Genomic DNA, 23,737 nt, shown 5'->3' on the forward strand with positions numbered 1-23,737 from the left:
CGCTGGTGGCCATGACGCCGAGCGACCCGCCCCTGCCCAACCGGCCCGCGCCACCGGAGAACCCCGCGGTGGGCTACACCCTCACCGACGAGCACGGCACCGTGCTGGCCGAGCACGAGGGCACCCGTGAGTTCTACGCCGCCTCCACCATCAAGGTGGCCGTGCTGCTGACGACCCTGCGGGCCGTCGAGGCCGGGCGCGCCTCCCTGACCGACCCGCTGGTGGCCACACGCACCTTCACCGGCGCCGACGGTGCCCCCTTCACCCTGGTGGGTGACCACACCGACCCCGAGCTCCCCGCCCCGGGCAGCCCTCTCACCCTGCGCGAGGCCCTGGCGGCGATGATGGCGCGCTCCTCCAACGAGGCCACCAACCTGGTGCTGGGCCAGGTGGGACTGCCCGCGGTGGCGCGCACCGTGACCGATGCCGGCGCCACCAGCACCCGGGTGGACCGCCTCATCGGCGATCCCGTGGCCGTGGCGCGCGGCTTGGCCCTGCGGACCAGCCCCGCCGACCTGGCCCGGCTGCTGCGCCTGACCACCGCCCCCGGGCTGCTCACCGAGCAGCACCACCTGGCCGCGGAGCTGATGACGCACCCGCGCCTCGCCCCCATCGGCGCGGCCGTGGCACCCGGGGTGCCGTGGCTGTCGAAGTCCGGCGAGGTGGAGGGGTACCGCCACGACGTCGCCCGCATCGGTGCACCGGGCTCGCCCGGGTGCCGCTACCTGGCGGTGTGCACCCAGGGCGTCAGCCGGGCCGCCGGCGACGCGGTGGTGGCCGCTCTCACCCGGGCGCTGGTCCCCCAGCACTGCGGGGGCTGAGGTACCGCCGGGCCCCGGAGAACTCGCGCCCCGCGTCCCAGGCCCGCCAGTCCACCACGCAGACCGACTCCCGCGGGTTCGGCGCGTGGATCATGCGGCCGTCCCCGTGGTGGATCCCCACGTGGTGCACGAAGCCCACCCCGCCGGGCTCGGCGAAGAAGAGCAGGTCCCCCGGGCGCAGGTCCTGCTCCGCGACCGGCTCCCCCGCCTCGGCCTGTGCATCCGCGTCACGCGGGATGTCGATGCCGTGGATGCGGTGGACCAGCAGCGCGAACCCGGAGCAGTCCAGCCCCCACGGGGACACCCCCGCCCACAGGTAGCGCAGCCCCAGGAAGCGCTCGGCCGTGGCCACCAGCTCCTCGCCGGAGGGTGCGTCACCCGGGCCACCGGCGGGCACCCGGGCGACGTCCCCCGCATCGGCCCAGGCGGCGGAGCCGTCCGGCAGGGCGAGCTGCACCGCTCCCGGGCCGGCGGAGAGCACCGGCAGGGTGGTGGTCACTCCCGCCGCGAGACGTGGACGACCCCCCGACGGGGTGGCGCACAGCGTCGCACTGTCGGCGGTCACCACCGCCAGCGCGCGCTCGGTGAGCTGTCGGGCGAAGGTCGGGTTCGTGCGCACCTGCGCGACCGGCACCCAGCCGGGGTAGCCGCGGGGGTCCCGCGGCGTCGGCTGGTCGTGCACCACCACGTGGGCCCAGTCGCCGCGCCGCTCGGTGACGGTCACCCGCGTGCCCAGCAGGGCCTGGGTCTCCACCCGCCCCACCATCCACTCCCTGGCCGCATCGTCCAGCACCCGGTTCCAGGCCACCGGGTCCACCGGCGCACCCACGGCCGGGGCGTCCAACGACCGGTCGGTGCCCGGCTCCACCCAGAGGGTCGCCACGGCCACGTCCACGAAGGCCGTGTCGCCGGCCCGCAGCTCCTCCCGGGGCTCCTTCGCCCAGAGGTAGCGCCCGCCGGTGAGCCGGTTCACCCACCGGTGGCCCGGGGGCTGGCGCCGCCACCCCAGCCGGCAGGTGTGCAGCGCCCGCCGCACCCGGGTGGCCAGGTGGCGGGGGCTGTCGAAGATCCGCGCCTCGGCGGTCACCCGCATGCCCGGCACGCGGCGCACCCGGGCCAGGGGACCCAACACGAAGGAGAGGTCGAGGTCGTCGTGCACCAGCGGGTCGTCACGGTGCACGGCGTCCCGGGCCTGCCGCCAGGCCGTGGCGCGCAGGGCCAGGTTGGAGCCCCACAGCGCGGGCCGGGCCAGGGCCAGGTGCATGCCGACCCCCATGCCGACGCGGTAGAAGAGCGTGCCCAGGACGCCCCGCCACCCGGGCAGGTCGTGGAAGGCGATGGTGCCGGTCACCGCATCGAGGCCGGGGTCGTCGTCGAAGGCCTCCACGAGGGCCTGCACCCACACGTCGTCGGGACGGCAGTCGGCGTCGCAGCGGGCGAGCAGGTCGCCGTGGGCGGCATCGAACCCCCGCGCCGATGCCGATGCGGTGCCCCGCCGGGGCTCGTGCACCACGCGCAGCGCGAAGGGCAGGTCGGACCGGCGCACGAGACCGGCCGTGGGCTCCGGGCCGTTGTCGACCACCACCACCTCGTCGGGGAGGACCCGCTGGCGCAGGAGGTGACCGAGACAGACGTGCAGGGCATCCGCATCGTCCAGCACGGGGATGATCACGCTGACCGTGGTCATCGGGCCTCCCGGGCAGACGGTGCGGAGGGGCCCGACCCGCTGCGGGCGGGCAGGAACGCCAGGGCCCCGCCGCCCACCAGGCCGGCCAGCAGGTCGGTGACCGTGTCGTCGTAGCCCACGCGGATGGTGTCGTCGACCAGGTGGTGGCCGAGCCACTCCCCGACCTCCCACAGGACGCTCAGCAACGCGGCCAGGCCCACCAGCAGGACGGCCCGCAGCCACCACGGGCCGGCGCCGGCCCGCGGGTCGACCCGGCGCATCGCGTCCAGCACGGCTCCGGTGGCCACGGCCGTCCCGACGACGTGGGCCACCAGGTCCAGGCCGGGCACCACCTCGTAGAGCCCGGTCACCGCGGCCCAGGCCACGGCCGGCAGCACCAGACAGGCCATGACGTCGGCCACGGGACGCCACCCCAGCCAGCGGATGCCCATGACCCCACCACAGACCAGGAACAGGCAGGCACCGGAGGCGAACCCGGCATGCCACCAGGCCAGGGGGACGCTGACGAAGGCCACCGCCCGCAGCAGGTCACCGGGCCTCACCGGGACGGCCCCGGAGCAGCCGCCGGCCGGCGCACCCGCCGACCGTCGATGACGACGTGACGGCCATCGGGGGTGCGGTCGGGCATGGCACGGACGGTACCCGGACACGACCGGGTGCGCCCGGCGAGAGACACCGCACACGGTCGGGCACGGGCCCGGGGGTGATGCGCGGTGGCCCCGTCACGCCCAGGGGCCGTACACCCGCTCGGAGTTCTGGGAGATGGCCGTGCACAGCTCGGGCACGGAGACGTTCAGCGTGCTCGCCATGGTGCGCACCGTCAGCGGCACCAGGTACGGCGCGTTCGGTGCCCCCCGGTGCGGGTGCGGCGTGAGGTAGGGCGCGTCGGTCTCCACCAGCAGGTTCTCGAGCGGCACCACCGCCAACGCGTCCCGCAGCTCGCGGGCGTTCTTGAAGGTCACGGTGCCGGCGAAGCTGAGCATGTACCCGCGCTCCACGCATTCCCGGGCCATCGTGATGTCGCCGCTGAAGCAGTGCATCACCGTCCTGTCCGGTGCGCCCTCCTCGGCCAGGATCCGCAGGACGTCGTCATGGGCGTCCCGGTCGTGGATCTGCAGTGCCTTGCCCAGCTCCTTCGCCTTCGCGATGTGCCAGCGGAAGGACTCTGCCTGCACGCCGCGCCCCTCGGGCCCGGTGCGGAAGTGGTCGAGCCCGGTCTCCCCCACCACCCGGATGCGCTCGCCCCGCAGCAGCTGGTCGATCTCCTCCAACGCCGCCTCGAGCTGCCCGGCCTCCGCGAGCGCGGGCACCTCGTTGGGGTGCAGCGCCACCCCACCCAGCACCTCGGGGTGCCGGTCCACGACCGATGCGGTGTGCCGCGCGGACTCGAGATCGCACCCGATCTGCACCAGTCGGTCCACCCCGACCGCCCGGGCCTCGGCGATGACGCCGTGCACGCCCTCACCGGCACCCATGTCCACCCCGTCACGCTCGATGTCCACGTGCGTGTGGTTGTCCACCACGCTGATCGGCAGCGGTTCGGGCGCCGGTGGGCGCTCGGCGCTGCGGGGGCTCGAGTGCGGGCTCACGCGACCGGCGCGGTGGTCAGCTCACGCTCCCGCGCCACCGCCTCGTCATCGAGCTTGCGGAAGATCGGCGTGGGCTTGGCCACCGGGGCACCCACCACCACGTCGCGCGGCTCCCAGCGCACGCCGGCGGTGTAGTCGCCGGTGATGATCGGGTAGGAGCGCGAGGGGTCGTCGAGGTCCGTGACCTCCTCGGTGCGGGGGCTCGGCGCGATGAGCAGCTCCCCGCCCAGCGCGCGCTCCACCTCGTTGGCGGTGTGCGGCAGGAAGGGCGACAGCATCGTGTTGAGATCGGTCACCGCCTGCGCGCAGGTCCACAGCACGGTGGCCAGGCGCTCGGCGTTCTCCTCGCCCTTGAGCTTGAACGGCTCGGTGGTGGAGATGTAGGCGTTCGCCTCGCCAACCAGCCGCATCGCCTCGGCGAGGGCCTGCCGGTTGCGGAAGCGCTCGAGCAGGCCGCCCACGGTGGCGAACCCGCCGCGGACGGTCTCCAGCAGCGCGCGGTCCACCTCCTGCAGCTCTCCCGGCTGCGGGATCTCGCCGAGGTTCTTGGCGATCATCGATGCGGTGCGGTTCACCAGGTTGCCCCAGCCCGCCACCAGCTCCCCGTTGGTGCGGCGGGCGAACTCCTCCCAGGAGAAGTCGGCGTCGGCCGTCTCCGGCGCCACGGCCGAGAGGTAGTAGCGGATCGCGTCGGGCTGCTGGCGCTGCATGACGTCGCCCACGTAGATGACGTGCCCGCGGGAGGTGGAGAACTGCTTGCCCTCCAGGGTCATGAACTCGGTGCTCACCACCGTGGTGGGCAGCACGAGCTCGCCGTAGGGCCCCGGCTCACCGCCCTTCGACCCCTGCCCGTTGTGCGCGAGCAGCTCGGCGGGCCAGATCTGGGAGTGGAAGACGATGTTGTCCTTGCCCATGAAGTACGAGCTGATGGTCTCCGGGTCGTTCCACCAGGAGCGCCACGCCTCGGGGTCACCGCTGCGGCGCGCCCACTCGATGGAGGCCGACAGGTAGCCGATGACGGCGTCGAACCACACGTAGAGGCGCTTGGGGGCGTCCTCCCAGTCCGGCAGCGGCACCCTGATGCCCCAGTCGATGTCCCGCGTCATGGCGCGTGGGCGGATCTCCTTGAGGATGTTGCGCGAGAAGGCGATGACGTTGGGGCGCCATGCGCCGGTGGCCTCACGCCCGTCCAGCCACTCCCCGAGCGCCTCGGCCAGCGCGGGCAGGTCGAGCAGGAAGTGGTTGGTCTCCACGAACTGGGGCGTCTCCCCGTTGAGGCGGGAGCGCGGGTCGATGAGGTCAGCAGGGTCCAGCTGGTTGCCGCAGTTGTCGCACTGGTCACCGCGCGCCGAGTCGTCCCCGCAGAGCGGGCAGGTCCCCTCGATGTAGCGGTCCGGGAGGGTGCGCCCCGTGGACGGGCTGATGGCGCCGAGCTGCGTCTGCTCGACGAAGTAGCCGTTGTCGTGGACGGCGGTGAACATCTCGCGCACCACCTGGTGGTGGTTGGCGGTGGTGGTGCGGGTGTACAGGTCGTAGGAGAGCCCCAGGGCGACGAAGTCCTCACAGATGCGGCGGTGGTTGGCGTCCACGAACTCCTGCGGCGTCTTCCCCTCGGCCTCGGCCTGCACGAGGATCGGCGTGCCGTGCTCGTCGCTGCCGCTCACCATCAGCACGTCGTGACCGGCCATGCGCATGTAGCGGGAGTAGACGTCCGAGGGGACACCGAAGCCGGCGACGTGCCCGAGGTGGCGCGGTCCGTTGGCGTAGGGCCAGGCGACGGCCGAGAGAACCTTGCTCATGGGGGGCGAGTCTACGAGGAGACCGGCACGTACTCCGGGTCCGGTCGGCGACGCGCGGTCAGGCGCTTGAACCGGCGCCACAGGCTCCAGATGATCCAGGCCAGCACCACCAGCAGCACCAGCACGAAGAGCGGCGCGAGCACCGCGACCACACTGAGGGAGATGGCGGCGGCGTCCTCGGCCACGGAGACCACCGGCGCACCCACGCCGGCCGTGCTGGCGTTCACCACCGGGCGCGCTGCGGCCTTTCCCGAGTGCACGATGCCGGCCACGATGATGCCGGCGATCACACCCACCCAGGGGTGCTCCGCCATCCACTGCGAGTTGTCGATGCTGTCCGCCGCCGAGGTGGCTGCGAAGACGAGGCCGCCGGTCATCGGCCGCAGGAAGGTGCCCACGGCGTCGTTGACGTGGTCGACCACGGCGATCTTGTCGACCGTCATCTCCACCACGAGCAGGACGGCCGCCCCGGTGATGGCCCACCAGGACTCGATCCAGGCGAACTCCGGGGGCAGGGTGACCAGCGTGGTGAACCGGGCCGCGCAGGCCACGATGAGGAAGGGGATGTAGGCGTTGAAACCGGCCGCGGCGGACAGGCCGAGACCGGTGAGAGCAGCAAGCACGGTGGCCTCCGGGGGTCCGCGGCGGGGACCACCGGGTGTGGTCCCTGGTCGCCGACTCCCATCGAATCGCACCCCCGGGGGGCCGCTGACCGGTTTTGCCAAACCTTGCCTGGTTTGTTGCCGTCTTGTGACCATCGACCCGCCGGGGATGATGGGGGCATGACCACCGGAGCCCTCGTCCTGGCAGCCACCCCCATCGGAGACCCCGCGGACGCCGCGCCGCGCCTCTCCTGGGAGCTGGCGGGGGCCGACCTGGTGGCGGCCGAGGACACGCGCCGCACGCTCCGGCTCGCCGCCGCCCTGGGTGTCACCATCGACGCGCCGATCGTGAGCTACCACGAGCACAACGAGGCCTCCCGCACCGCCGAGCTGACCGACCGCATCGCGGCGGGCGCGCGGGTGGTGCTCGTGACCGATGCGGGGATGCCCTCGGTGAGCGACCCCGGGTACCGGTTGGTGCAGGCCTGCGTGGAGCGGGACCTGGTGGTCACCTGCGTGCCCGGGCCCAGTGCGGCGCTCATGGCGCTGGCCGTCTCCGGGCTGCCGGTGGACCGGTTCTGCTTCGAGGGCTTCCTGCCGCGCAAGGCCGGTCCTCGCGCCGCGATGCTGGCCGATCTGGCTGAGGAGCGCCGGACGATGATCTTCTTCGAGGCCCCGCACCGACTGGCCGAGACCCTGCGGGCGATGGCCGAGGCCCTGGGCCCCGACCGCCCGGCCGCCGTCTGCCGGGAGCTCACGAAGACCTACGAGGAGGTGCGCCGGGGCCCGGTCGAGGAGCTGGCGCAGTGGGCCGAGGAGGGCGCCCGGGGTGAGATCACCGTGGTGGTGCAGGGGGCCGCTCGCCGCGCGGCCGACCCCGCCGCAGCCGCCGGGCGCGTGCAGGCCCTGGTGGACGAGGGCATCCGGCTCAAGGACGCCTGCAAGCAGGTGGCCGCGGAGACCGGGCTGCCCTCCCGGGAGCTCTACGAGTCGGCGCTCAGCAACCGCTCGACCTGACCTGCCCCGCATCGCCGGACACACCCGTCCCGCCGCTGATCTCCACCTGGTGGGCCCACGCGGCGACGACCAGCCGCTCCAGCGCGTCGAGGTCGATCTTCGTCAGCCGCCCCAGCCAGAGGCAGCCCGCCCCCAGCTTGTGGGGCCCCAGGGCCTCGATGAGGTGGTCGGTCGCCGGCCCCTGCATGCCGTAGACAGCCAGGTTGGCCTTCCGCGGCGAGAAGCCGATGAGGGGCATGTCCCCCTCCCGCCCCGACTCGTAGCGGTAGTGCGTCTGCCCGTAGCCCACGATGCTGGGACCCCACATCACCGGCTCCACGCCGGTGGCCCGGTTCATCATGTCGAACAGCACGAAGCCGTCCTCACGGCGCCCGGCGGGCTCGGCCCGGTCCAGGAATGCCTCGACATCGGCCTCGGTGGGCACCATCACGGGGTCGCTCATGACCGAACGGTACGCCCGGCCGGCGCGCAGGGCGAGGGCCCCGCCCCACCGGAGGGTGGAACGGGGCCCTGTGGCCGATGAGGGGTGCTCGTCAGCGCTGCTTGCGGTCCCAGTGGCGGAAGCCGGCTGCGATGGCCGACTCCTCGTCGAAGAACCAGACCTCGGCCTGGGTGTTCTCGTAGCCGGGGCTGTCCTCGGTGTGGAACAGGCCCGAGTCCGCGTTGCCCTTGATGGCCCAGCCCTCGGGGCCGGAACCGTCGGCGGCCGGACGGGCCGACCCGGGGCCGTAGGGAGCGTCCTCGATGGGCTCCACCTCCTCGGCATCCACCACCGCGGGCTCGTCCACGAGCTCGGTGTGCCCGTCCACGGGGTCCACCTCGTCGGCGTACTCGGCATCGGCGTCCACGGGCTGCAGGTCGTCGGCGGGCTCGTCGTCCACCATGCCCTCACCGACCATCGGGATGGCCTCGGTGTGCGCATCGGAGGCGTTGCGGGGCGCCGGGTCCACGACGTCGTCCGTGTCCTCGACGTCCTCACCCGGGTCCAGGGCGTCCTCGTCCCGCAGCTGGGACCCGGCCGCCGGACCGGCCGCCCCGGTCGCCGCGCCGGCTCCGGCCACGGTGGTGGTGTCGACCGGGTCGTCACCCGCCAGGTCGGCGTCGGCGTCGACCACCTCGGCATCGGTGTGCACGAGCTCGTCGTCCGTGAGGGCCCCGTCGTCATCCACCTCGTCGTCGAGGTCGCCCAGCGCGTGGGCGCCCGCCGACTCCTCCTCGGCGTTCACGAGGACGTCCTCGTCGGTGGAGTCGACGCGCTCGTCGTCCAGGTCCTCGTCGTCCCCGAGGGCCACGTCGTCCCGCTCGGTGTAGCGACCGTGGTCCTCGTCGACCTCGACGTACTCGTCGTCGTCCCGGTCGGACAGTGCAGCAGCACCTGCTGCGCCGCCCGCGAGACCGGCGGCGCCCGCGGTACCGACCGAACGATCTCGGTCGCGGTCCGCGTCCAGGTCCACGTCACCGTCACGGTCCAGCTCAGCGTCGCGGTCGCGCGACAGGTCATCGTCCTCGTCGGCGTACCGCGCGTCGAGGTGGCGGTCGTACTCGCTCGCCGGGATCACCCGCGTCACCGTGCGGACCGACCACAGCCACGTGGTCAGACCACCCAGCACGAAGGACAGGATCATCAGCAGCCAGTTCACGCGTCGTCTCCGATCTCACGGGCACCGGGCAGGTCGGCGAAGGCGGCGTCCTCGGAATCCGCCGGCACCGTCATGCCGATCACCACATACATCGCCAGCGCTCCCACCACGAACGCCACGAGGTACCACAGCCACTCCATCAGGAATTCAGCCATCGGTCCTCTCCTCTCACTTCACCAGGATCTCGACGCGACGGTTCTTGGCCCGCCCGTCCTCGGTCTCGTTGGACGCGATGGGCTGCGAAGCGCTCGCGTTGGACTGCTGGATGCGGTCGAAGTCCACACCGGCGACCACCAGGGCCTGGGCGACCTTCTCGGCGCGGAAGGCGCTCAGGCGCTCGTTGACCTGACCACCCACGTTGTCGGTGTGCCCCACGACAACCACGTCGAAGTCACACCCGGCCAGCTTCTCGCCGATGCGGGCCGCGTTCAGCGCCGAGTCCCCGTACAGGGCGTCGCTGCTGGAGGGGAACCGCATCGGGTACTGCGCCGAGATGCCCTTCATGGACGCCGGAGCGTTCTTGCAGGTGAGGTCCTCGATCTTGTTGACCGCGGCCAGGCCCGGGTCGACGCTCGGGTCGGGGCCCGGCTCGTCGGTGCGGCTCGGGTCCGGCGTCTTCGTCGGCTCCGAGGTCGCGCTGGGCGACGGCGCGGGGCTCGAGGCGCTCGGGCTCGGCTCCGGCTCGGAGGTCGCGCTCGGCGACGGCGCCGGGCTCGACTCGGCCGGGCTGGACGGCGAGGGGCTCGACGGGGCCGGGCTCGACGGGGCCGGGCTCGACGCGCTCGGGCTCGACGGGGCAGGGCTGGACTCGCTGGGCTTGCCCGAGGGGCTCTTGCCCCCGCCGCCACCGGCAACGGTCAGCTCGTTGGTGATCTCGGCGTCGGGGTAGACCTTCGCCAGCTCGGAAGCCACCTTCTTCTTGGCCGCAGCATCGGCGACCTCGCCACTCAGCGTCAGGGCCTCGGCGTCACCGGAGATGGACAGGTCGTCCCCACCGGCGGTCAGTGCCGCGGTGAGTGCCCCCAAGGCCGGGCCGGCGACGAGCGGAGCACTCTCGTCCACCGACACCTCGGAGGTCACGGTCTTGCCCTCGTTGGCGTCCTCGACGGCCTTCACCAGGGCGTCACGGTCGGACTCGCTGGGTGCCGTCGCGGAGAAGCTCACCTCGTCGGCCCCACCGGTGTAGGACACCGCGGCGGCAGAGGGCGCCTCGGCCGAGTTCGAGGAGGAAGCGTTGCCCGAGTTCGTGCTGGAGGACGCGTCTCCGTCGCCCTCCCCCTCGTCGTCGCCCCCGAAGAGCATGCCGAGCAGGGCGAGCAGCAGCGGGATGGCCAGCAGCGCGAGCCACCACCACCCGCCGAGCCCACGCCGGTAGCGGCGCGAGACCTCGTACCACTCCTCGTGGTCCTCGCCGCCGATGTCGTAACGGTCGACGCCGTCACCGTCGCGGGCTTCGAGGCGGTCGTCCTCGCCCCAGTTGTCGCTCATGAATGCTCCTTCGTCCGCCGTGACTGAGGGTGGCCGAACCGTCCCCCCGGCGGCCCGGGGGACGACTCTCCTGAGCAGAGGGTATCCGCTGCAGACCGCGCAGAGCCGTTGGCGTGCGGGCCACGTCACGCCCTGCTCGCCCGGGACCTCGCCCGGCCCCGTGAGGACCCTGTGAACTTCGTGGCGCACACTGGCAGGCGACTTCTTCCCCACCAACCCCCGAGGACGTCGTGCGCCACCTCTTCCGCCGCCACAACTGGGTACTCGCCGCCGCCGGCTCCGTGCTGGTGGCTGCCTGCTCCGGAGCCGACGAGGCGCCCCAGACCCACGGGGAGAGCAGTGCGAGCGCCCCGGCCTCCCAGGTGGCCACGCAAGAGCTCTCGGCCCAAGGGGGCGCCGAGGACGGGAGCCCGGCCCCCGAGGTCGGTGCCGAGCCCATGATCCTCGACTGCCTCGGCGAGGGGTCGATGGTGCGTCCGGAGACGCTGAGCCTCGACTGCCAGGAGACCAACGCGACGCTGAGCAAGCTGCAGTGGTCGCAGTGGGACACCGAGGGCGCCAAGGGCAGTGGCGAGTTCAGCGTCAACAACTGCACGCCGAACTGCGCGGAGGGGACGGTGGAGACCTACCAGGTGGACGTGCAGGCGCCCGACGTGAAGACCTCCGAGGCCGGCAGCGTGTACACCTCGATCACCGTGAACTTCCACGACGGGCGGCCCGTGGGCTCGACCTCGCGGGAGACCTACGAGCTGCCGCACTGACCCCGCGCGCCGGTGGCTCAGTCCGCCGGCTCGAAGTGCAGCACCGTGCGAGCGCCCCCGCCGCGGGCGCGGTCGAACTCCACCGTGGCCCCCATCGTCGCGGCCTGCTTGGAGATGATGGTCAGCCCCAGCCCGGTTCCCTTGGTGGCACCGCTGCCGTGGAAGCGCTGTGGCCCTCGCTCGAGGATGTCCTCGGGGTAGCCCTCCCCGAAGTCATCGACCACGACGGCGTGACGAACCACGGTGATCACGCAGTGCCCGCCCCCGTGGCGCTGCACGTTGACCAGCAGGTTGGCCATGATCCGCTCGAAGCGCCGGGGGTCGATCATCACGCGGCGCGGCGCCTCGCCCCGCAGCTCGACCCGCTCACACGGGGCGGAGACCGCCAGGAAGCGCACCGTGCGGTCGACGATCTCGCCCAGGTCGTGCTCCTCCAGGGTCGCGACCTCCGAGCCGCTCTCCAGGCGGGACACCTCGAGCAGGTCCTCGACGAGCCGCCGCAGCCGCCCCACCTGGGTGCGCACCAGCGTGGCGGGGCGCCCCTCGGGCAGGAGCTCCACGGCCGAGACCAGCCCGGTCACCGGCGTGCGCAGCTCGTGGGCCACGTCCGCGGTGAACGCCCGCTCCGCCTCCAGACGCGTCTGGAGGGTGACCGCCAGGGTGTCCACGGCGCGGGTCAGCGCCGCCACCTCGTCGCTGCCGCCCTGGTCGGTGCGGGCCGAGGTGTCGCCGTGCGCCATGGCATCCGCGGCCACGGCCGCCCGCCGCAACCGGCTGGACAGGGCATTGCCCAGGAGCCACGCGGCGGCCGCCGCGGTCAGGGCGGTCACGGCCAGCGAGGGCAGGAGCGTGCGGTACCGCGCGGTGTCCTGTTGCTCCAACAGGTCGTTCTCCAGCTGCACCGTCAGCAGGACGTCCCGGCCCAGCCGCTCACTGGCCCACATCGTCTCGCCGTCGTAGTAGCTCCGGCGGTCCCCCTCCTGCATGCCCTGGGTGAGCTCCAACGGCGGGACGTCCGGGTCGGCCGTCGCCCCGAGGCGCACGCGCCCGTCGAGACGGTAGGAGTCGCTGACGGTGTCGAGCCGGGTGATGGCCTGCTGACGCAGGCTCTCGCGCGCCGCATCGGCCGCCTGGGCGGACAGCAGCGCCCCGAGCCCGGCGCTGGTCATGATCGAGACCAGCATGACGGCCAGCACGATGCGGGTGCGGATCGAGTCCCGCCAGTGCGTGGTCCCCGGGTGCGAGGTCTCCCGCGAGGTGCGGCCACTGACCCGCATCGGGCCGGTGACCGCGGCGTCCAGGCGGTGGGTGGGGATGCCGCCACTGTGGGCGGGGGCGGCCCGACGGCCGCCCCGGGGGCGGTCCTGGGTCACGCATCCACCAGTTTGTACCCGGCTCCCCGGACCGTGACGATCCGCTCGGCCCCGATCTTGCGGCGCAGGCGCTGGACGGTCACCTCGACCACGTGCGTGTCGCCCCACGACCCGATGTCCCAGACCATCTCCAGCAGCTGGTGGCGCGACAGCACCCGCCCCCGGTGGTCCAGCAGCACCTCGAGCAGCCGGAACTCCGTGGCGCTGAGGCTGACGGTCTCGCCGGCCCGCTTCACCACCATCCCGTCACGGTTCACGCTGAGGTCCGCGACCCGGATCGTGGCGGTCACCGGCTCCTCGGGCACCGTGTCGACGCGACGGAGCACCGCGCGCAGGCGCGCGGCGAGCACCTCCCCGTCGAAGGGCTTGGTGACGTAGTCGTCCACCCCCACCTGGAAGCCCGCGAGCTGGTCGTGGGGCAGGTCGCGGGCCGTGAGCAGCACGATCGGCAGGTCGGAGCCCTCCCGCACCTTCCGCGCGAAGGTGATGCCGTCCATGCGGGGCATCATCACGTCCACCACGGCGACGTCGAAGGACTCGCGCCGCAGGGCGTCGAGGCCCTCCACCCCGTCGGAGGCGGTGGAGACGGTGAAGCCCTGCCGCTCCAGCACCAGCGCGGTCGTCTCACGCAGCATCTCGTCGTCCTCGACGAGGAGGACGTGCACGGCGGTCTGGGTCTGGTTCACACGCCCCAGAGTAGGGGAATCCCCCGGCGAGCCAACTTGTGAGGATCCTGTGAGGGAGGCGTGCGCACGGTGAGATTTCAGCGGGTTTGAATGAGGACATCGAGAACGAGGGACACGTTCTCGGCCGACGGGCCTTCTGGAGGGAGCCCCGTATGGCGCACAAGGGACAGGGAGCCACCGTACTGAGGGGTCCGGTGGCTCCCTCCTTCTGCGTCTGGGCAGATCACACACCGCACCGCACCCGACGTCACGGCTTGCCCCCCGCGCCATGCCGCGTATGGTCGGGGCGTGAACTTCGAGAAGGTCGTCTTCGGATTCTTCGTGCTGCTCGCGGCCACCGTGAACTTCGGGTACGTGCTGGGGGACATCGGGGACCCCACGCTGCACAACCCCTACGAGCTGTACATCGCCGTGGCGGTGAACATCGTGGCCGCCATCCTGAAGGTCGGGGACCGCACCCACGTCGGCGCCATCCACCTGGCCGCGAGCCTCGTGGCCTGCCTCCAGCTGGTCGCCGCGGCGGGCCTGTGGGTCGTGGCCGACCAGACCGGTGACGGCATCCCGGACGCCCACGAGATGGCCTCGGTGGTCTCCATCGCCGCGGGCGCACTGCTCGCCAACCTGGTGTCGCTGGTGATCCTGGTGGTCGAGACGGTCAACTACCGCGGGCGCTGAGGGGCGGGGCACCTCGTGGTCAACCCCCTGACCCGCATGACCGCGCAGCACCGCGCGATCCGCACCGACTCCCAACGCCGCGAGAAGGTCGACGTCCCCCGCGATGACAGCGCCCTGGACGTCCTCCAACTGGCACTGCGCCGCATGCGCATGCCGGTCCTGCTGGTGGTGCTGGTCTTCAGCATCTCCGTGATCGGGCTGTCGCTCATGCCGGGCGTGGACGCAGAGGGCAACCCCCACCGGTTGACGCTGTTCGACTCGCTGTACTTCATGTCCTACACGGCCACCACCATCGGCTTCGGCGAGATCCCCTACTCCTTCACCATCTACCAGCGCATGTGGGTGATGGGGTCGATCTTCGCCTCCGTGGCCAGCTGGACCTTCGCCATCACCTCGATGTTCTCGCTGCTCTCGGCGCCCGGCTTCCGAGCGGCCATGACCTCGCTGCGCATCCAGCGGGTCCTGCGCCGCACGCGGGACCCCTTCTACATCGTGGTGGGCAACGGCCAGACCGGGGCGGCCGTGGTGGAAGGCCTGATGGCCATCCACCGTGACGTGGTGGTCGTGGACCGGGACCCCGAGCGCCTGGAGCGCCTCACGATGGGGCAGACCACCAGCTCCGTCCTGGGGCTGCACGGCGACGCCCGCAAGGTGGAGACCCTGGGTTCGGCCGGACTGGGAAACGCGTACTGCCACGGTGTGCTGGCCATGACCGACGACGACGAGACCAACCTGGCCGTGGTCATGAGCGTGAACCTCCTGCGCCCGGACGTGCCGGTGATCGCACGGTCGAACACGGTGGCCATGGCCGACCGGATGCGGGACTTCTACCCCGAGCACGTCGTGAACCCGCTGGACGAGTACGGCAAGTACCTGACCATGCAGCTCAAGCGGCCCCACACCCACCGCCTGAGCCAGTGGCTCATGAACACCCCGGGCACCCCCATCGGGCCCTACCGCCCCGGACTGGCCGACGGCCCGTGGGTGGTGGTGAGCGACGGCGAGTTCGGCGAGGAGGTCGCGCGCGACCTGACCAACGCCGGTCTGGAGGTCACCCGCGTGGACCCGGTGGGCGAGCTGGTGGACCTCACCGACGTGGCAGGCGTGGTGGTGGGCGCCGAGAGCGACATCGTGAACATGTCCGTGGCCGCCCGGGTGCGCGCCGCGAACCCGGACTGCTACCTCGCGCTGCGCCAGAAGTCGCTGGCCCGCCGGTCGACCACCGAGGCCTTCGCCCCCGATGCGGTCTTCGTGCCCGCCGAGCTGGTGGCGCACGAGGCGATGGCCTACCTCATCAGCCCGAACTACTGGCACTTCGTGCGCAAGGTGATGGAGCGGGAGGACGAGTGGGCCCACGAGGTGCTCTCGTCGCTGCAGCGGCGGGTGGGTCGCCGCACTCCGGAGGCCGCGCGGCTGGACGTGAGCCGTGAGCACTCGCCGGCGCTGTACTCGTGGCTGCAGGGGCACCGGATGACGCTGGGCCAGCTGCTGTGCCACCCGGACACCGGCCGCAAGCTGCCGGTCTACGCCGCGGTCCTCTCGCGGGACGGGGAGCGCATCGAGGCCCCGGAGCCCGACCTGCCCCTGCAGGTGGGCGACGTCGTGATGGTGCTGGGCACACCTGGGGGCCTGGCGGACCTGACCTCCACGGTGCACAACTCGGCCGACGTGGAGTACCTGGCCACCGGTGTGCGGGTGCCCCGCACCCTGGTGTTCCGGGCACTGCGCCGGCTGCGCCGCGGCGGGCCCGGCGCCGCAGCCGGGCCGGGCCCCGACGGAACGGGCTCGGGACGCGGTGCCGGGACGGCCGGGAAGCCGGCTCGCGGGGGACGCATCACGCCACGACCCGGCCACCGGCCGCCCCCACGCTGGACCGGCGCCCACCGCCGACGCGGCACGATGCGGCGCCGGCAGGGCGGGAAGGGCGCCCGGGGCTGAGGTCCCCGGCGCTGCGGCCTGCTGGCCGAGCGTTCGGCCTCAGGTCGCCGGGCTGGCCAGCTCCGCGGGGACGGCGCGGAGCAGTCCGGCGAGCTCCGGCATGAGGTCGCCCTGCACCGAGGAGGTGCGCCAGGCCAGCACGATGTCCCGATGGGGCGCGGGCGCGGCGAACTCGACCGTCGCCACTCCCCCGGCGCCTCCGGGGCGGTCCACCGCCATCCGCGGCATGAGGGTCACACCCACACCCGAGGCCACCATGTGTCGCAGGGTCTCCAGGGAGGTGGCGCGGAAACCGTCCATCTCCACGGCGCCGGACGAGCGGCACACGTCGAGGGCCTGGTCGCGCAGGCAGTGACCGTCCTCCAGCAGGAGCACGGACTCCTCCCCCAGGACCGAGGGCTCCACCTCGTCGTGCTCCGCCAGCGGGTGGTCCAGCGGCACGGCCAGCAGGAAGTCCTCCCGGAACAGGGGCTCCACCGTCAGACCCGGGTCGGTCAGGGGCCCGGCGAGGACCACCGCATCGAGCGTGCCCTCCCGCAGCTGCTGCAGGAGGTCCGGCGTGCGCTCCTCCACCAGCAGGAGATTGAGCTCCGGCAGCGCACGGTGCACGGCCGGCACCACGTGGGGGAGAAGGTACGGCGCCAAGGTGGGGAAGATGCCCAACCGCAAGGAGCCGGAGCGCGGGTCACGCGCCTGCTCAGCGATGCGGCGGATCGCCTCGGCATGGCCCATCATGCGCCGCGCCCGGCCGGCGATCTGCTCGCCGGCCGGGGTCAACAGGGTCTGGCGGCCCGCACGCTCCACGAGCGCGCACCCCAGGACCGCCTCCAGCTTCTTGACCTGGGTGCTCAGCGTGGGCTGGCTGACACCACAGGCAGCGGCCGCGCGACCGAAGTTCCCGTGGTCGCCCAGCGCCACCAGGTACTCGAGGTCGCGCAGGTTCACGAGCGCGAGTCCGCCAGGTCGGCGACGTCGGTGGGCTCGTTCTCGCCGTCCACGACCTTGGTGGCCGCAGCCGTCTCGGAGGCCGACTCGTCCGCCGGGGCGGAGGTGCGGATCAGGTGGTCGAAGGCGCTCAGCGAGGCCGTCGAGCCCGACCCGAAGGCCACCACGATCTGCTTGTACGGCACGGTCGAGACGTCACCGGCGGCGAAGATGCCGGGGACGTTGGTGGCACCGCGGTCGTCGATCACGACCTCGCCGCGGTCGGTCAGCTCCACGCCGGACTCCTTGAGGAAGGCCGAGTTGGGCACCAGCCCGATCTGCACGAAGACGCCCTCGAGCTCCAGCTGGTGGCTCTCGCCGGTGGCCCGCTCCTCGTAGGCCAGGCCGGTCACGCGGGAGCCGTCACCGACGACCTCCTTGGTGGCCGCACCCAGCACGATGTCGACGTTCGGCAGGCTGCGCAGCTTGTCCTGCAGCACCTGGTCGGCGCGCATGGAGTCCATGAACTCCAGCACGGTGACGTGACCCACGATGCCGGCCAGGTCGATGGCGGCCTCCACACCGGAGTTGCCACCGCCGATGACGGCGACGCGCTTGCCCTTGAACAGCGGGCCGTCGCAGTGCGGGCAGAAGGTGACGCCCTTGTTGCGGTACTCGTCCTCACCGGGCACGCCCATGGTGCGCCAGGAGGCGCCGGTGGCGATGACCAGCGAGCGGGAACGCAGCGTGGCGCCGGAGGCCAGCTCGACGGAGTGGTAGCCGCCCTCCTGGGCGGCCGGGGTGACGCCCACGGCCTGCTGGGACTTCACCAGCTCCACCTCGTAGTCGTTCACGTGACGCTCGAGGTCGGCAGCCAGCTTGGGGCCCTCGGTGTGCGAGGTGCCCGAGACGTTCTCGATGCTCATGGTGTCGTTCACCTGACCACCCATGCGCTCGGCCACCAGGCCGGTGCGGATGCCCTTGCGCGCCGCGTAGATGGCGGCGGTGGAGCCGGCGGGGCCACCACCCAGCACGAGCACCTCGTAGGGGTCGGCCTCGGAGAGCTTGGCAGCGGCGGCCTCGGCGGCGCCGGTGTCGATGCGCTCGACGATCTCCTCCAGGGTCATGCGCCCGGAGCCGAAGTCCTCCCCGTTGTGGAAGACGGTCGGCACGGCCATGACACCGCGCTCGTCGGCCTCCTCGGGGAAGGCGGAGCCGTCGATGGCGACGTGCGTGATGTTCGGGTTCAGCGTGGCCATGAGGTCCAGCGCCTGCACCACGTCGGGGCAGTTCTGGCAGGACTGGCTGAAGAAGGTCTCGAAGCGGTGCGTGCCCTCGATGCCGCGGACCTGCTCGATCGTCTCGGCGGCGGCCTTGCTGGGGTGGCCACCGATGTTCAGCAGCGCGAGCACCAGCGAGGTGAACTCGTGCCCCATCGGCAGACCGGCGAAGGTCACCGCGGAGGAGGTGTCGGCCGCGGCCTGGATGCGGAAGGAGGGCGCGCGGTCGGCGCGCTCCTCGCCCTGTGCCTCACGGGCGGTGACGAGCTCGGACATCTCGGCGATCTCGGCGCACAGCTCGAGGGTCTCGCGCGAGGTCTTGTCGGTGGCACCGTCCTCGACGGTGGTGAGGAGCTCGACGGGGCGCTTCAGGTTGCCCAGGAGCTGACGGAGCTGGTTGGCGAGGTTCTGGTCGAGCACGGGTGCCTCCTGGCATGACGAACAGCGGTGACGAGAAGTCGGGGAGAACGACCGGGCGGGCGGTCGAGGAGTGGCGCGCTCACGGCATCGAGGATGGGGCGCAGCCGGTGGGGATGACGTCGGGCGCGGGGTCGGGGAAAGGGGACCCGACCCCACGCACGACGGTCAGGGGTGGTCAGCCACTCGCTGACCGGGAGGAGCCTCGGCTCAGATCTTGCCGACGAGGTCCAGCGAGGGCTCGAGCGTCTCGGCGCCCTCCTCCCACTTGGCCGGGCAGACCTGGCCGGGGTTGTTGCGCACGTACTGGGCGGCCTTGACCTTGCGGACCAGCTCGGCGGCGTTGCGGCCGATGCCCTCGGAGGTCACCTCGGTGAACTGGATGACGCCGTCCGGGTCCACCAGGAAGGTGCCACGGTTGGCCAGACCCTCGTCCTCGCGCAGGATCTCGAAGTTGCGGGAGATCTGCTGGGTGGCGTCGCCGAGCATCGGGTAGGTGATCTTGCCGATGGTCTCGGAGGAGGAGTGCCACGCCTTGTGCGTGAAGTGGGTGTCGGTGGAGACGGAGAACACCTCGACACCGAGGCCCTTCAGCTCCTCGTAGTAGTCGGCGAGGTCACCGAGCTCGGTGGGGCACACGAAGGTGAAGTCGGCCGGGTAGAAGAAGAAGATGGCCCACTTGCCCTGGATGTCGGCGTCCGAGAAGTCCTTGAACTCGCCGTTGACGAAGCCGGTGGTCTGGAAGGGCTTGATGGTGGTGTTGATCAGCGACATGCGTGTATCCCTCACTACGTGTTGGCGTCTGGGGTGCAGCTCGGTCTCTGCCGCGCTGCCATAGTCACTGTATATGACTTTGCCCGAAAGTCATAGTTGGGGGCTATGGAGCGGTGGAGTCGTGGTGTGGGGTGGAGGCCTGGGGTGGTGGTGCGCGCCGGGCACGGGACCCTGCCTGGGGTGGGTGGGGTTGGGGCGCCTGCCCGGGATGGGTGGTGCCATCTGTTCGTCGTCGTTGGGCACACCCCCGCCGGGACCCGGCACGGCAAAGGTGAACTCGGCACGCCGAGTTCGGCGTGCCGAGTTCACCTTTGCCGTGCCAGCTCGCCGTGTCCGGCCCCCGTCCCAGTGCTTGCCCCATCGAGTCGTCGCAGTTGGGGCGCACCCCCATCGAGTCGTCTGAGCTGGGGGACATTCCGCCTTCTGAGCGCACACAGCGACGAACAGTTCACCCCGCCCCAACAACGACGACTCGATGCGGGGCGGCCGGCTGTGCGCAGGCAGCGAGGGGTGGACACAGCAAAGTACGGGCTGACCTGTCCCCGACGGTGTGTCAGACCGCACTTTTGTGTGTCCACCCCGGGGTCATCAGACCGGCCACGCAGGTCAGTCCGGGCGCACCAGACGGTCCTCCAGGGCATCGGTGCCGGCGAGGGGCTTGGTGGCACCGTCCCGCACGAACCCCCGCTTGCGGTAGTACGCCGCGGCCCGCTCGTTGCCCCGCAGCACCCACAGGTAGGCCGGGCCGGGCGGCAGCGAGGCGTCCATGAGCACGTCCGCCAGCCCGCTGCCGTGGTGCTCAGGGGCCAGGTAGAGGCTCCACAGCTCCTGCGACGCGGGGGCGTCGTCATCCCGCGGCGGCCCCGCTCCCGCGAACCCCACCGGCACGCCGTTCACCGTGAGCACCCGGGTCACCGCACCGGTGCTCGTCCGGCCATCGCGCTCCAGCACCCTCCCCAGCTCCCGCCAGCGGCCCACCGACGCGGCGTCGTCCAGCGCATCCAGCCGCTCCTGCGGGACCAGCCCCGTGTAGGTCAGCCGCCACATCCGGTTGTGCAGCGGGCCGACCGCCTCCGCATCGGCCGCGCGCAGCAGGCGGACCTCCACCGTGCCCGGACGCGCTCCCCCATCGGCCCCGGTCACATCAGGCACCGGGCAGGGCGTGGACGATGTCGGTCACCAGGCGTGCTGCGGCCCTGGCGGTGCGGGAGTCGATGTCGTACCGCGGGTTGTACTCGGCCACGTCCACGATGCGGAGCTTGCCGCTCGCCGCCACGTGGCGCACCACGGCGCTGCAGGTGCGCATCGGCACCCCGTAGGCGGCCGGGGCACTCACCCCGGGGGCGATGTCGGCGGGCAGCACGTCGAGGTCGATCTCCAGGTGCACGTGCTCCGCGAGAGCCATGACCTCATCCAGGAAGGACAGCGCACGCTCCTCGGTGGAGTCCACGTCCGTGAGCCACCGCACCCCCAGCTGCCGCGCGGTGTCGAACAGCACGGTGGTGTTGCTGGGCTCGGCGATGCCCACCACCGCGTAGTCCAGGTGCCGGCCGGCCTGCTGCTCCGCGTGAGCCATCTGCAGGAAGGGGGTGCCGCTGCTGGGGCGCTCGGCGTGGCGCAGATCGAAGTGGGCATCGAGGTTCACCACCAGCGTCCGCCCCATGGCCTCGTCGCTGCCGAAGCGCTGCGAGCGGGCCCGCCCCAGGTAGCAGCCCCAGGCGGTCTCGTGCCCGCCGCCGAGCACGAGGGTGAGGTCGTCCGCATCGAGGGAGGCGGCGATGGCGTCACCCACCGCACCGTGTCCGGTCTCCAGGTCGTCGCCGTCGTACCCGGTGTCGCCGTGGTCGATGAGGGTGAACGGGCGGTGGGCGGCCATGCCGGCCAGGGCCGCGCGCAGCAACGGCGGCGAGTCGACCGCGCCCTGGCGGCCGGAGTTGCGGCGCACCCCCTCGTCGCTGGCGAAGCCGACGACGCCGACCTGGGGCCCCCGCACCTCACCGCCGTCCGCGGCCCCGTTCGCGATGTGGTGCCACCGGCGGTGCTCGGGGCCGGGGCCGTCGTCGCGTCCGGTCCAGGGGGAGGTCTGTTCGCTCATGGGGCCAGTCTCCCCCGCGGGCCGATGGGGGGCGCGGCGCCCCGCGTGCGTGGCGCGCGGCTCAGGCGTCCGGCAGGTCAGCGGTGTCGGCGGCCCACTCGCGGGCCAGCCAGTCCAGGTCCACCCGGTACTCGGCGATGCGGCAGCCGAGCCCGTTGGGCTTGAGCTCGATGCCCTCCTCCTGCCAGTGCGGCAGTGCGCGGGCGAGCAGGTCGGAGCGCAGGTCGCCCGCGTGGCTCGTCACACGCCACCAGCTGACGAGGTGCCCGTGCGTGGCCATGATCGCCCCCACCACCCGCGCGGCCGTGCCGACGATGCGGGCGACCTCGCCATAGGCCACCACCTGCCCCCGTGGAACCAGCTCCACGCAGCGCAGCACCTTCTCCACCAGCAGCTCGTCCACAGTCGTCAGCGTGCCACGTGACCGGTGCGCGGCACGGCCCGGATCGTCAGCCTGCCGGCTGCGCAGCCGGAACGGCCCGGGAGCGCTCCCGCAGCAGGATGACCACCCACACCAGCAGGCCACCGGTGGCCAGCAGGACGCCCACCCAGCCGGTGGAACGCCATCCCCAGCCGGCCGCGAGCGCCGCACTGGCGACGGCCGGGCCGAGCGCGTTGGCCGCGTTGAAGGCCGCGTGGTTCAGGGCCGCGGCCATGGTCTGTGCCTCCCCGGCCACGTGCATCAACCGCGTCTGCAGGGGCACCACCATGCCGCCACCGAATCCCACCAGCGCCACCGAGACCAGCATGAGCCACCAGTGGTCCACGGTGAACGAGTACACCAGCGTGGCCACGCCGATGAACGCCTGGAAGGCGCCGGCGGTCACGAGCAGCCGCGCCTCCGGGGCGCGCCCGGCCACCAGGTTGCCCAGCGTGCCGCCCACGCCGTAGGCCATCAGCACGATGGGGATGGCCCACCCGGGTGCGTGCGTGTGCTCCAGCAGGGTGGCCGACAGGAACGAGTACACGGCGAACATCCCGCCGAAGCCGATGGCGCCCATGGCCAGCGGCAGCAGCACGTCCGGGTTGCGCAGGGCGCCCAGCTCCTTGCGCGCAGAGCCCTGCCGCGCCCCACCGCCCGGGGGTACGAGCCGGGCCAGCATGAACGCCACGACCACTCCCCCGAGCGCCACCAGCACGAAGGGCACCCGCCAGCTGGTCGCCTGCCCCAGTGCACTCAGCGTGGGCACCCCCACCACCGTGGCCACCGTCAGACCGGTCAGCACCCAGGCCACGGCCTGCGCGGCCCGCTCCCGCCCCAGTGCCGTGGCGGCCACCAGCTGGGCGATGCCGAACAGCGCCCCGTGGGGCAGGCCCGCCAGGAAGCGCGCAGCCACGAGGGTCTCCATGGAGTTCGCGGCGGCACCCAGCAGGTTGCCGATCACGAACAGCCCCAGCAGGGCCAGCAGCGCCTTGCGCCGCTCCCAGCGGGACACCGCCATGGACAGCACCGGCGCTCCCACCACGACACCGAGCGCGTAGGCGCTCACGGCCCTCGATGCGGTGTGCTCCGGCACGCCGAACTCGGCGGCGTAGAAGGGCAGCAGCGTCATGGCCGCGAACTCGGTGATGCCGATGCCGAAGGTCGCCGCGGCCAGCCAGAGGATCAGGACGGCAGGGCGCGGGGAGCCGGGGGCACCCTGGCGGGCGGAGGCAGCAGACACGCCCGGACCAACGGGGGGTCCGGGCGTGTCATTCCGTCTGGGGTCCGGGTGTGGCGCGCGCCTCAGGCGCCGTCCCCCGGCAGGTTGCAGTGCCACTGGATGCCGTAGCGGTCCTCGGACAGGCCGTAGACGTCGCCCCACATCTGCTTCTCCATGGGCATGATCACCCGTCCGCCCGCCGTGACCTTCTCGAAGACCTCGGTCAAGCGCTGGACGTCGTCGCCGGAGAGGGAGATCTGCAGGTTGTTGCCGGGACGGTGCTCCTCGGGCATGCCGGGTGCGGTGTCACTGGCGAAGAGCGTCCAGCCCTCGGGGGACTCCAGGCTGGCGTGCATGATGCCGTCGGTGTCCATGCCGGCGTCGCGGAAGCGCAGGAGCTGCGGCTCGGCACCGAAGGCCTCGCCGTAGAAGCGCATCGCCTCCTCACAGGTGCCGTCGAAGGTGAGGTAGGGGTTGAGCTTGGATGCCACGGTGGCTCCTTCAGGGACGGTCCGCCGCACCGTGCTG

At 72.3% G+C, this 23,737-nt stretch carries 24 protein-coding genes; 5 read left to right on the forward strand and 19 right to left on the reverse strand.

What is annotated here, in order from left to right:
- Positions 1-11 precede the first annotated feature (11 nt).
- Positions 12-821: a serine hydrolase gene (locus ACEY2A_RS07970; RefSeq protein WP_374928069.1), complete on the forward strand. Its 810-nt coding sequence runs from the start codon at positions 12-14 to the stop codon at positions 819-821.
- Here ACEY2A_RS07970 and ACEY2A_RS07975 read toward each other — a convergent pair.
- The 5 genes from ACEY2A_RS07975 to ACEY2A_RS07995 all read right to left on the reverse strand — a co-directional run bounded on the left by ACEY2A_RS07975 (position 784) and on the right by ACEY2A_RS07995 (position 6,519).
- Positions 784-2,508, reverse strand: a complete 1,725-nt coding sequence (locus ACEY2A_RS07975) for an NlpC/P60 family protein (RefSeq protein WP_374928070.1) — start codon at positions 2,506-2,508, stop codon at positions 784-786. The two genes, ACEY2A_RS07970 and ACEY2A_RS07975, sit on opposite strands and share 38 nt — an antisense overlap.
- Positions 2,505-3,050, reverse strand: a complete 546-nt coding sequence (locus ACEY2A_RS07980; RefSeq protein WP_374928071.1) for a hypothetical protein — start codon at positions 3,048-3,050, stop codon at positions 2,505-2,507. The genes ACEY2A_RS07975 and ACEY2A_RS07980 overlap by 4 nt, the downstream gene beginning before the upstream one ends.
- Before the next feature lie 180 nt (positions 3,051-3,230).
- Positions 3,231-4,097, reverse strand: coding sequence for a TatD family hydrolase (locus ACEY2A_RS07985; protein WP_374928072.1), 867 nt, complete (start codon positions 4,095-4,097; stop codon positions 3,231-3,233).
- Positions 4,094-5,896, reverse strand: coding sequence for a methionine--tRNA ligase (metG, locus tag ACEY2A_RS07990; RefSeq protein WP_374928073.1), 1,803 nt, complete (start codon positions 5,894-5,896; stop codon positions 4,094-4,096). The genes ACEY2A_RS07985 and metG overlap by 4 nt, the downstream gene beginning before the upstream one ends.
- Positions 5,897-5,907: 11 nt before the next feature.
- Positions 5,908-6,519, reverse strand: a complete 612-nt coding sequence (locus tag ACEY2A_RS07995) for a DUF4126 domain-containing protein (protein ID WP_374928074.1) — start codon at positions 6,517-6,519, stop codon at positions 5,908-5,910.
- A gap of 159 nt (positions 6,520-6,678) precedes the next feature.
- Here ACEY2A_RS07995 and rsmI point away from each other — a divergent pair, with 159 nt between their 5' ends.
- On the forward strand, positions 6,679-7,515 hold the full coding sequence (gene rsmI, locus ACEY2A_RS08000; RefSeq protein WP_374928075.1) for a 16S rRNA (cytidine(1402)-2'-O)-methyltransferase: 837 nt from the start codon (positions 6,679-6,681) through the stop codon (positions 7,513-7,515).
- Here the strand turns inward: rsmI and ACEY2A_RS08005 are convergent.
- From ACEY2A_RS08005 to ACEY2A_RS08020, 4 genes are all read right to left on the reverse strand, one after another.
- The gene (locus ACEY2A_RS08005) at positions 7,496-7,957 is read right to left on the reverse strand and encodes a DUF1801 domain-containing protein (RefSeq protein WP_374928076.1); all 462 of its coding nucleotides are present in this window, start codon (positions 7,955-7,957) and stop codon (positions 7,496-7,498) included. The two genes, rsmI and ACEY2A_RS08005, sit on opposite strands and share 20 nt — an antisense overlap.
- Positions 7,958-8,048: 91 nt before the next feature.
- On the reverse strand, positions 8,049-9,155 hold the full coding sequence (locus ACEY2A_RS08010; protein ID WP_374928077.1) for a hypothetical protein: 1,107 nt from the start codon (positions 9,153-9,155) through the stop codon (positions 8,049-8,051).
- Positions 9,152-9,310, reverse strand: a complete 159-nt coding sequence (locus tag ACEY2A_RS08015; RefSeq protein ID WP_374928078.1) for a hypothetical protein — start codon at positions 9,308-9,310, stop codon at positions 9,152-9,154. The genes ACEY2A_RS08010 and ACEY2A_RS08015 overlap by 4 nt, the downstream gene beginning before the upstream one ends.
- Before the next feature lie 13 nt (positions 9,311-9,323).
- A complete protein-coding gene (locus ACEY2A_RS08020) occupies positions 9,324-10,643 on the reverse strand; it encodes an OmpA family protein (RefSeq protein ID WP_374928079.1) in 1,320 nt (439 codons plus the stop codon).
- Positions 10,644-10,873: 230 nt separating this feature from the next.
- On the opposite strand from ACEY2A_RS08020, the gene ACEY2A_RS08025 reads away from it, so the two are divergent.
- Positions 10,874-11,404, forward strand: a complete 531-nt coding sequence (locus ACEY2A_RS08025; protein WP_374928080.1) for a hypothetical protein — start codon at positions 10,874-10,876, stop codon at positions 11,402-11,404.
- A 17-nt stretch (positions 11,405-11,421) separates the two neighbouring features.
- Here the strand turns inward: ACEY2A_RS08025 and ACEY2A_RS08030 are convergent, their stop codons facing one another.
- Positions 11,422-12,777 carry a sensor histidine kinase gene (locus ACEY2A_RS08030; protein ID WP_374928081.1) on the reverse strand — a complete coding sequence of 452 codons (1,356 nt, stop codon included), beginning with the start codon at positions 12,775-12,777 and terminating at the stop codon, positions 11,422-11,424.
- Positions 12,774-13,463: a response regulator transcription factor gene (locus tag ACEY2A_RS08035; RefSeq protein WP_374928082.1), complete on the reverse strand. Its 690-nt coding sequence runs from the start codon at positions 13,461-13,463 to the stop codon at positions 12,774-12,776. Before ACEY2A_RS08035 ends, ACEY2A_RS08030 begins: the two co-directional genes overlap by 4 nt.
- 288 nt (positions 13,464-13,751) lie before the next feature.
- Between ACEY2A_RS08035 and ACEY2A_RS08040 the strand changes: the two genes are divergently transcribed.
- Both ACEY2A_RS08040 and ACEY2A_RS08045 read left to right on the forward strand, forming a co-directional pair.
- Positions 13,752-14,138 (forward strand): DUF6394 family protein, encoded by a 387-nt coding sequence (locus ACEY2A_RS08040; RefSeq protein WP_374928083.1) that lies wholly within the window; start codon positions 13,752-13,754, stop codon positions 14,136-14,138.
- A 36-nt stretch (positions 14,139-14,174) separates the two neighbouring features.
- Positions 14,175-16,076, forward strand: a complete 1,902-nt coding sequence (locus tag ACEY2A_RS08045) for an NAD-binding protein (RefSeq protein WP_374928084.1) — start codon at positions 14,175-14,177, stop codon at positions 16,074-16,076.
- A 39-nt stretch (positions 16,077-16,115) separates the two neighbouring features.
- On the opposite strand, the gene ACEY2A_RS08050 is transcribed toward ACEY2A_RS08045, so the two are convergent.
- The 8 genes from ACEY2A_RS08050 to ACEY2A_RS08085 all read right to left on the reverse strand — a co-directional run bounded on the left by ACEY2A_RS08050 (position 16,116) and on the right by ACEY2A_RS08085 (position 23,700).
- Positions 16,116-17,021: a LysR substrate-binding domain-containing protein gene (locus tag ACEY2A_RS08050; RefSeq protein WP_374928085.1), complete on the reverse strand. Its 906-nt coding sequence runs from the start codon at positions 17,019-17,021 to the stop codon at positions 16,116-16,118.
- Positions 17,018-18,700 carry an alkyl hydroperoxide reductase subunit F gene (gene ahpF, locus ACEY2A_RS08055; RefSeq protein ID WP_374928086.1) on the reverse strand — a complete coding sequence of 561 codons (1,683 nt, stop codon included), beginning with the start codon at positions 18,698-18,700 and terminating at the stop codon, positions 17,018-17,020. The genes ACEY2A_RS08050 and ahpF overlap by 4 nt, the downstream gene beginning before the upstream one ends.
- A 207-nt stretch (positions 18,701-18,907) precedes the next feature.
- Entirely contained in the window at positions 18,908-19,471 is a 564-nt protein-coding gene (gene ahpC, locus ACEY2A_RS08060; RefSeq protein WP_374928087.1) for an alkyl hydroperoxide reductase subunit C, read from the reverse strand.
- Positions 19,472-20,077: 606 nt separating this feature from the next.
- Positions 20,078-20,623, reverse strand: coding sequence for a GNAT family N-acetyltransferase (locus ACEY2A_RS08065; RefSeq protein WP_374928088.1), 546 nt, complete (start codon positions 20,621-20,623; stop codon positions 20,078-20,080).
- Positions 20,616-21,566, reverse strand: coding sequence for a formimidoylglutamase (hutG, locus tag ACEY2A_RS08070; RefSeq protein ID WP_374928089.1), 951 nt, complete (start codon positions 21,564-21,566; stop codon positions 20,616-20,618). Before hutG ends, ACEY2A_RS08065 begins: the two co-directional genes overlap by 8 nt.
- Positions 21,567-21,627: 61 nt before the next feature.
- The gene (locus tag ACEY2A_RS08075) at positions 21,628-21,969 is read right to left on the reverse strand and encodes an MGMT family protein (RefSeq protein ID WP_374928090.1); all 342 of its coding nucleotides are present in this window, start codon (positions 21,967-21,969) and stop codon (positions 21,628-21,630) included.
- A 46-nt stretch (positions 21,970-22,015) separates the two neighbouring features.
- Positions 22,016-23,230, reverse strand: a complete 1,215-nt coding sequence (locus ACEY2A_RS08080; protein ID WP_374928091.1) for an MFS transporter — start codon at positions 23,228-23,230, stop codon at positions 22,016-22,018.
- Between the two features lie 62 nt (positions 23,231-23,292).
- Entirely contained in the window at positions 23,293-23,700 is a 408-nt protein-coding gene (locus ACEY2A_RS08085) for a VOC family protein (protein WP_374928092.1), read from the reverse strand.
- Between the last annotated feature and the right edge of the window lie 37 nt (positions 23,701-23,737).

Source organism: Kytococcus sedentarius (assembly GCF_041937525.1).
Lineage (GTDB): Bacteria > Actinomycetota > Actinomycetes > Actinomycetales > Dermatophilaceae > Kytococcus > Kytococcus sedentarius_A.

Excerpts from the sequence above, each read along its gene's own strand:
- ACEY2A_RS07970 (WP_374928069.1), top strand. The coding sequence starts at position 12 with ATGACGCCGAGCGACCCGCCCCTGCCCAACCGGCCCGCGCCACCGGAG.
- ACEY2A_RS07975 (WP_374928070.1), bottom strand. The coding sequence starts at position 2,508 with ATGACCACGGTCAGCGTGATCATCCCCGTGCTGGACGATGCGGATGCC.
- metG (WP_374928073.1), bottom strand. The coding sequence starts at position 5,896 with ATGAGCAAGGTTCTCTCGGCCGTCGCCTGGCCCTACGCCAACGGACCG.
- rsmI (WP_374928075.1), top strand. The coding sequence starts at position 6,679 with ATGACCACCGGAGCCCTCGTCCTGGCAGCCACCCCCATCGGAGACCCC.
- ACEY2A_RS08005 (WP_374928076.1), bottom strand. The coding sequence starts at position 7,957 with ATGAGCGACCCCGTGATGGTGCCCACCGAGGCCGATGTCGAGGCATTC.
- ACEY2A_RS08015 (WP_374928078.1), bottom strand. The coding sequence starts at position 9,310 with ATGGCTGAATTCCTGATGGAGTGGCTGTGGTACCTCGTGGCGTTCGTG.
- ACEY2A_RS08020 (WP_374928079.1), bottom strand. The coding sequence starts at position 10,643 with ATGAGCGACAACTGGGGCGAGGACGACCGCCTCGAAGCCCGCGACGGT.
- ACEY2A_RS08045 (WP_374928084.1), top strand. The coding sequence starts at position 14,175 with ATGACCGCGCAGCACCGCGCGATCCGCACCGACTCCCAACGCCGCGAG.
- ahpC (WP_374928087.1), bottom strand. The coding sequence starts at position 19,471 with ATGTCGCTGATCAACACCACCATCAAGCCCTTCCAGACCACCGGCTTC.
- hutG (WP_374928089.1), bottom strand. The coding sequence starts at position 21,566 with ATGAGCGAACAGACCTCCCCCTGGACCGGACGCGACGACGGCCCCGGC.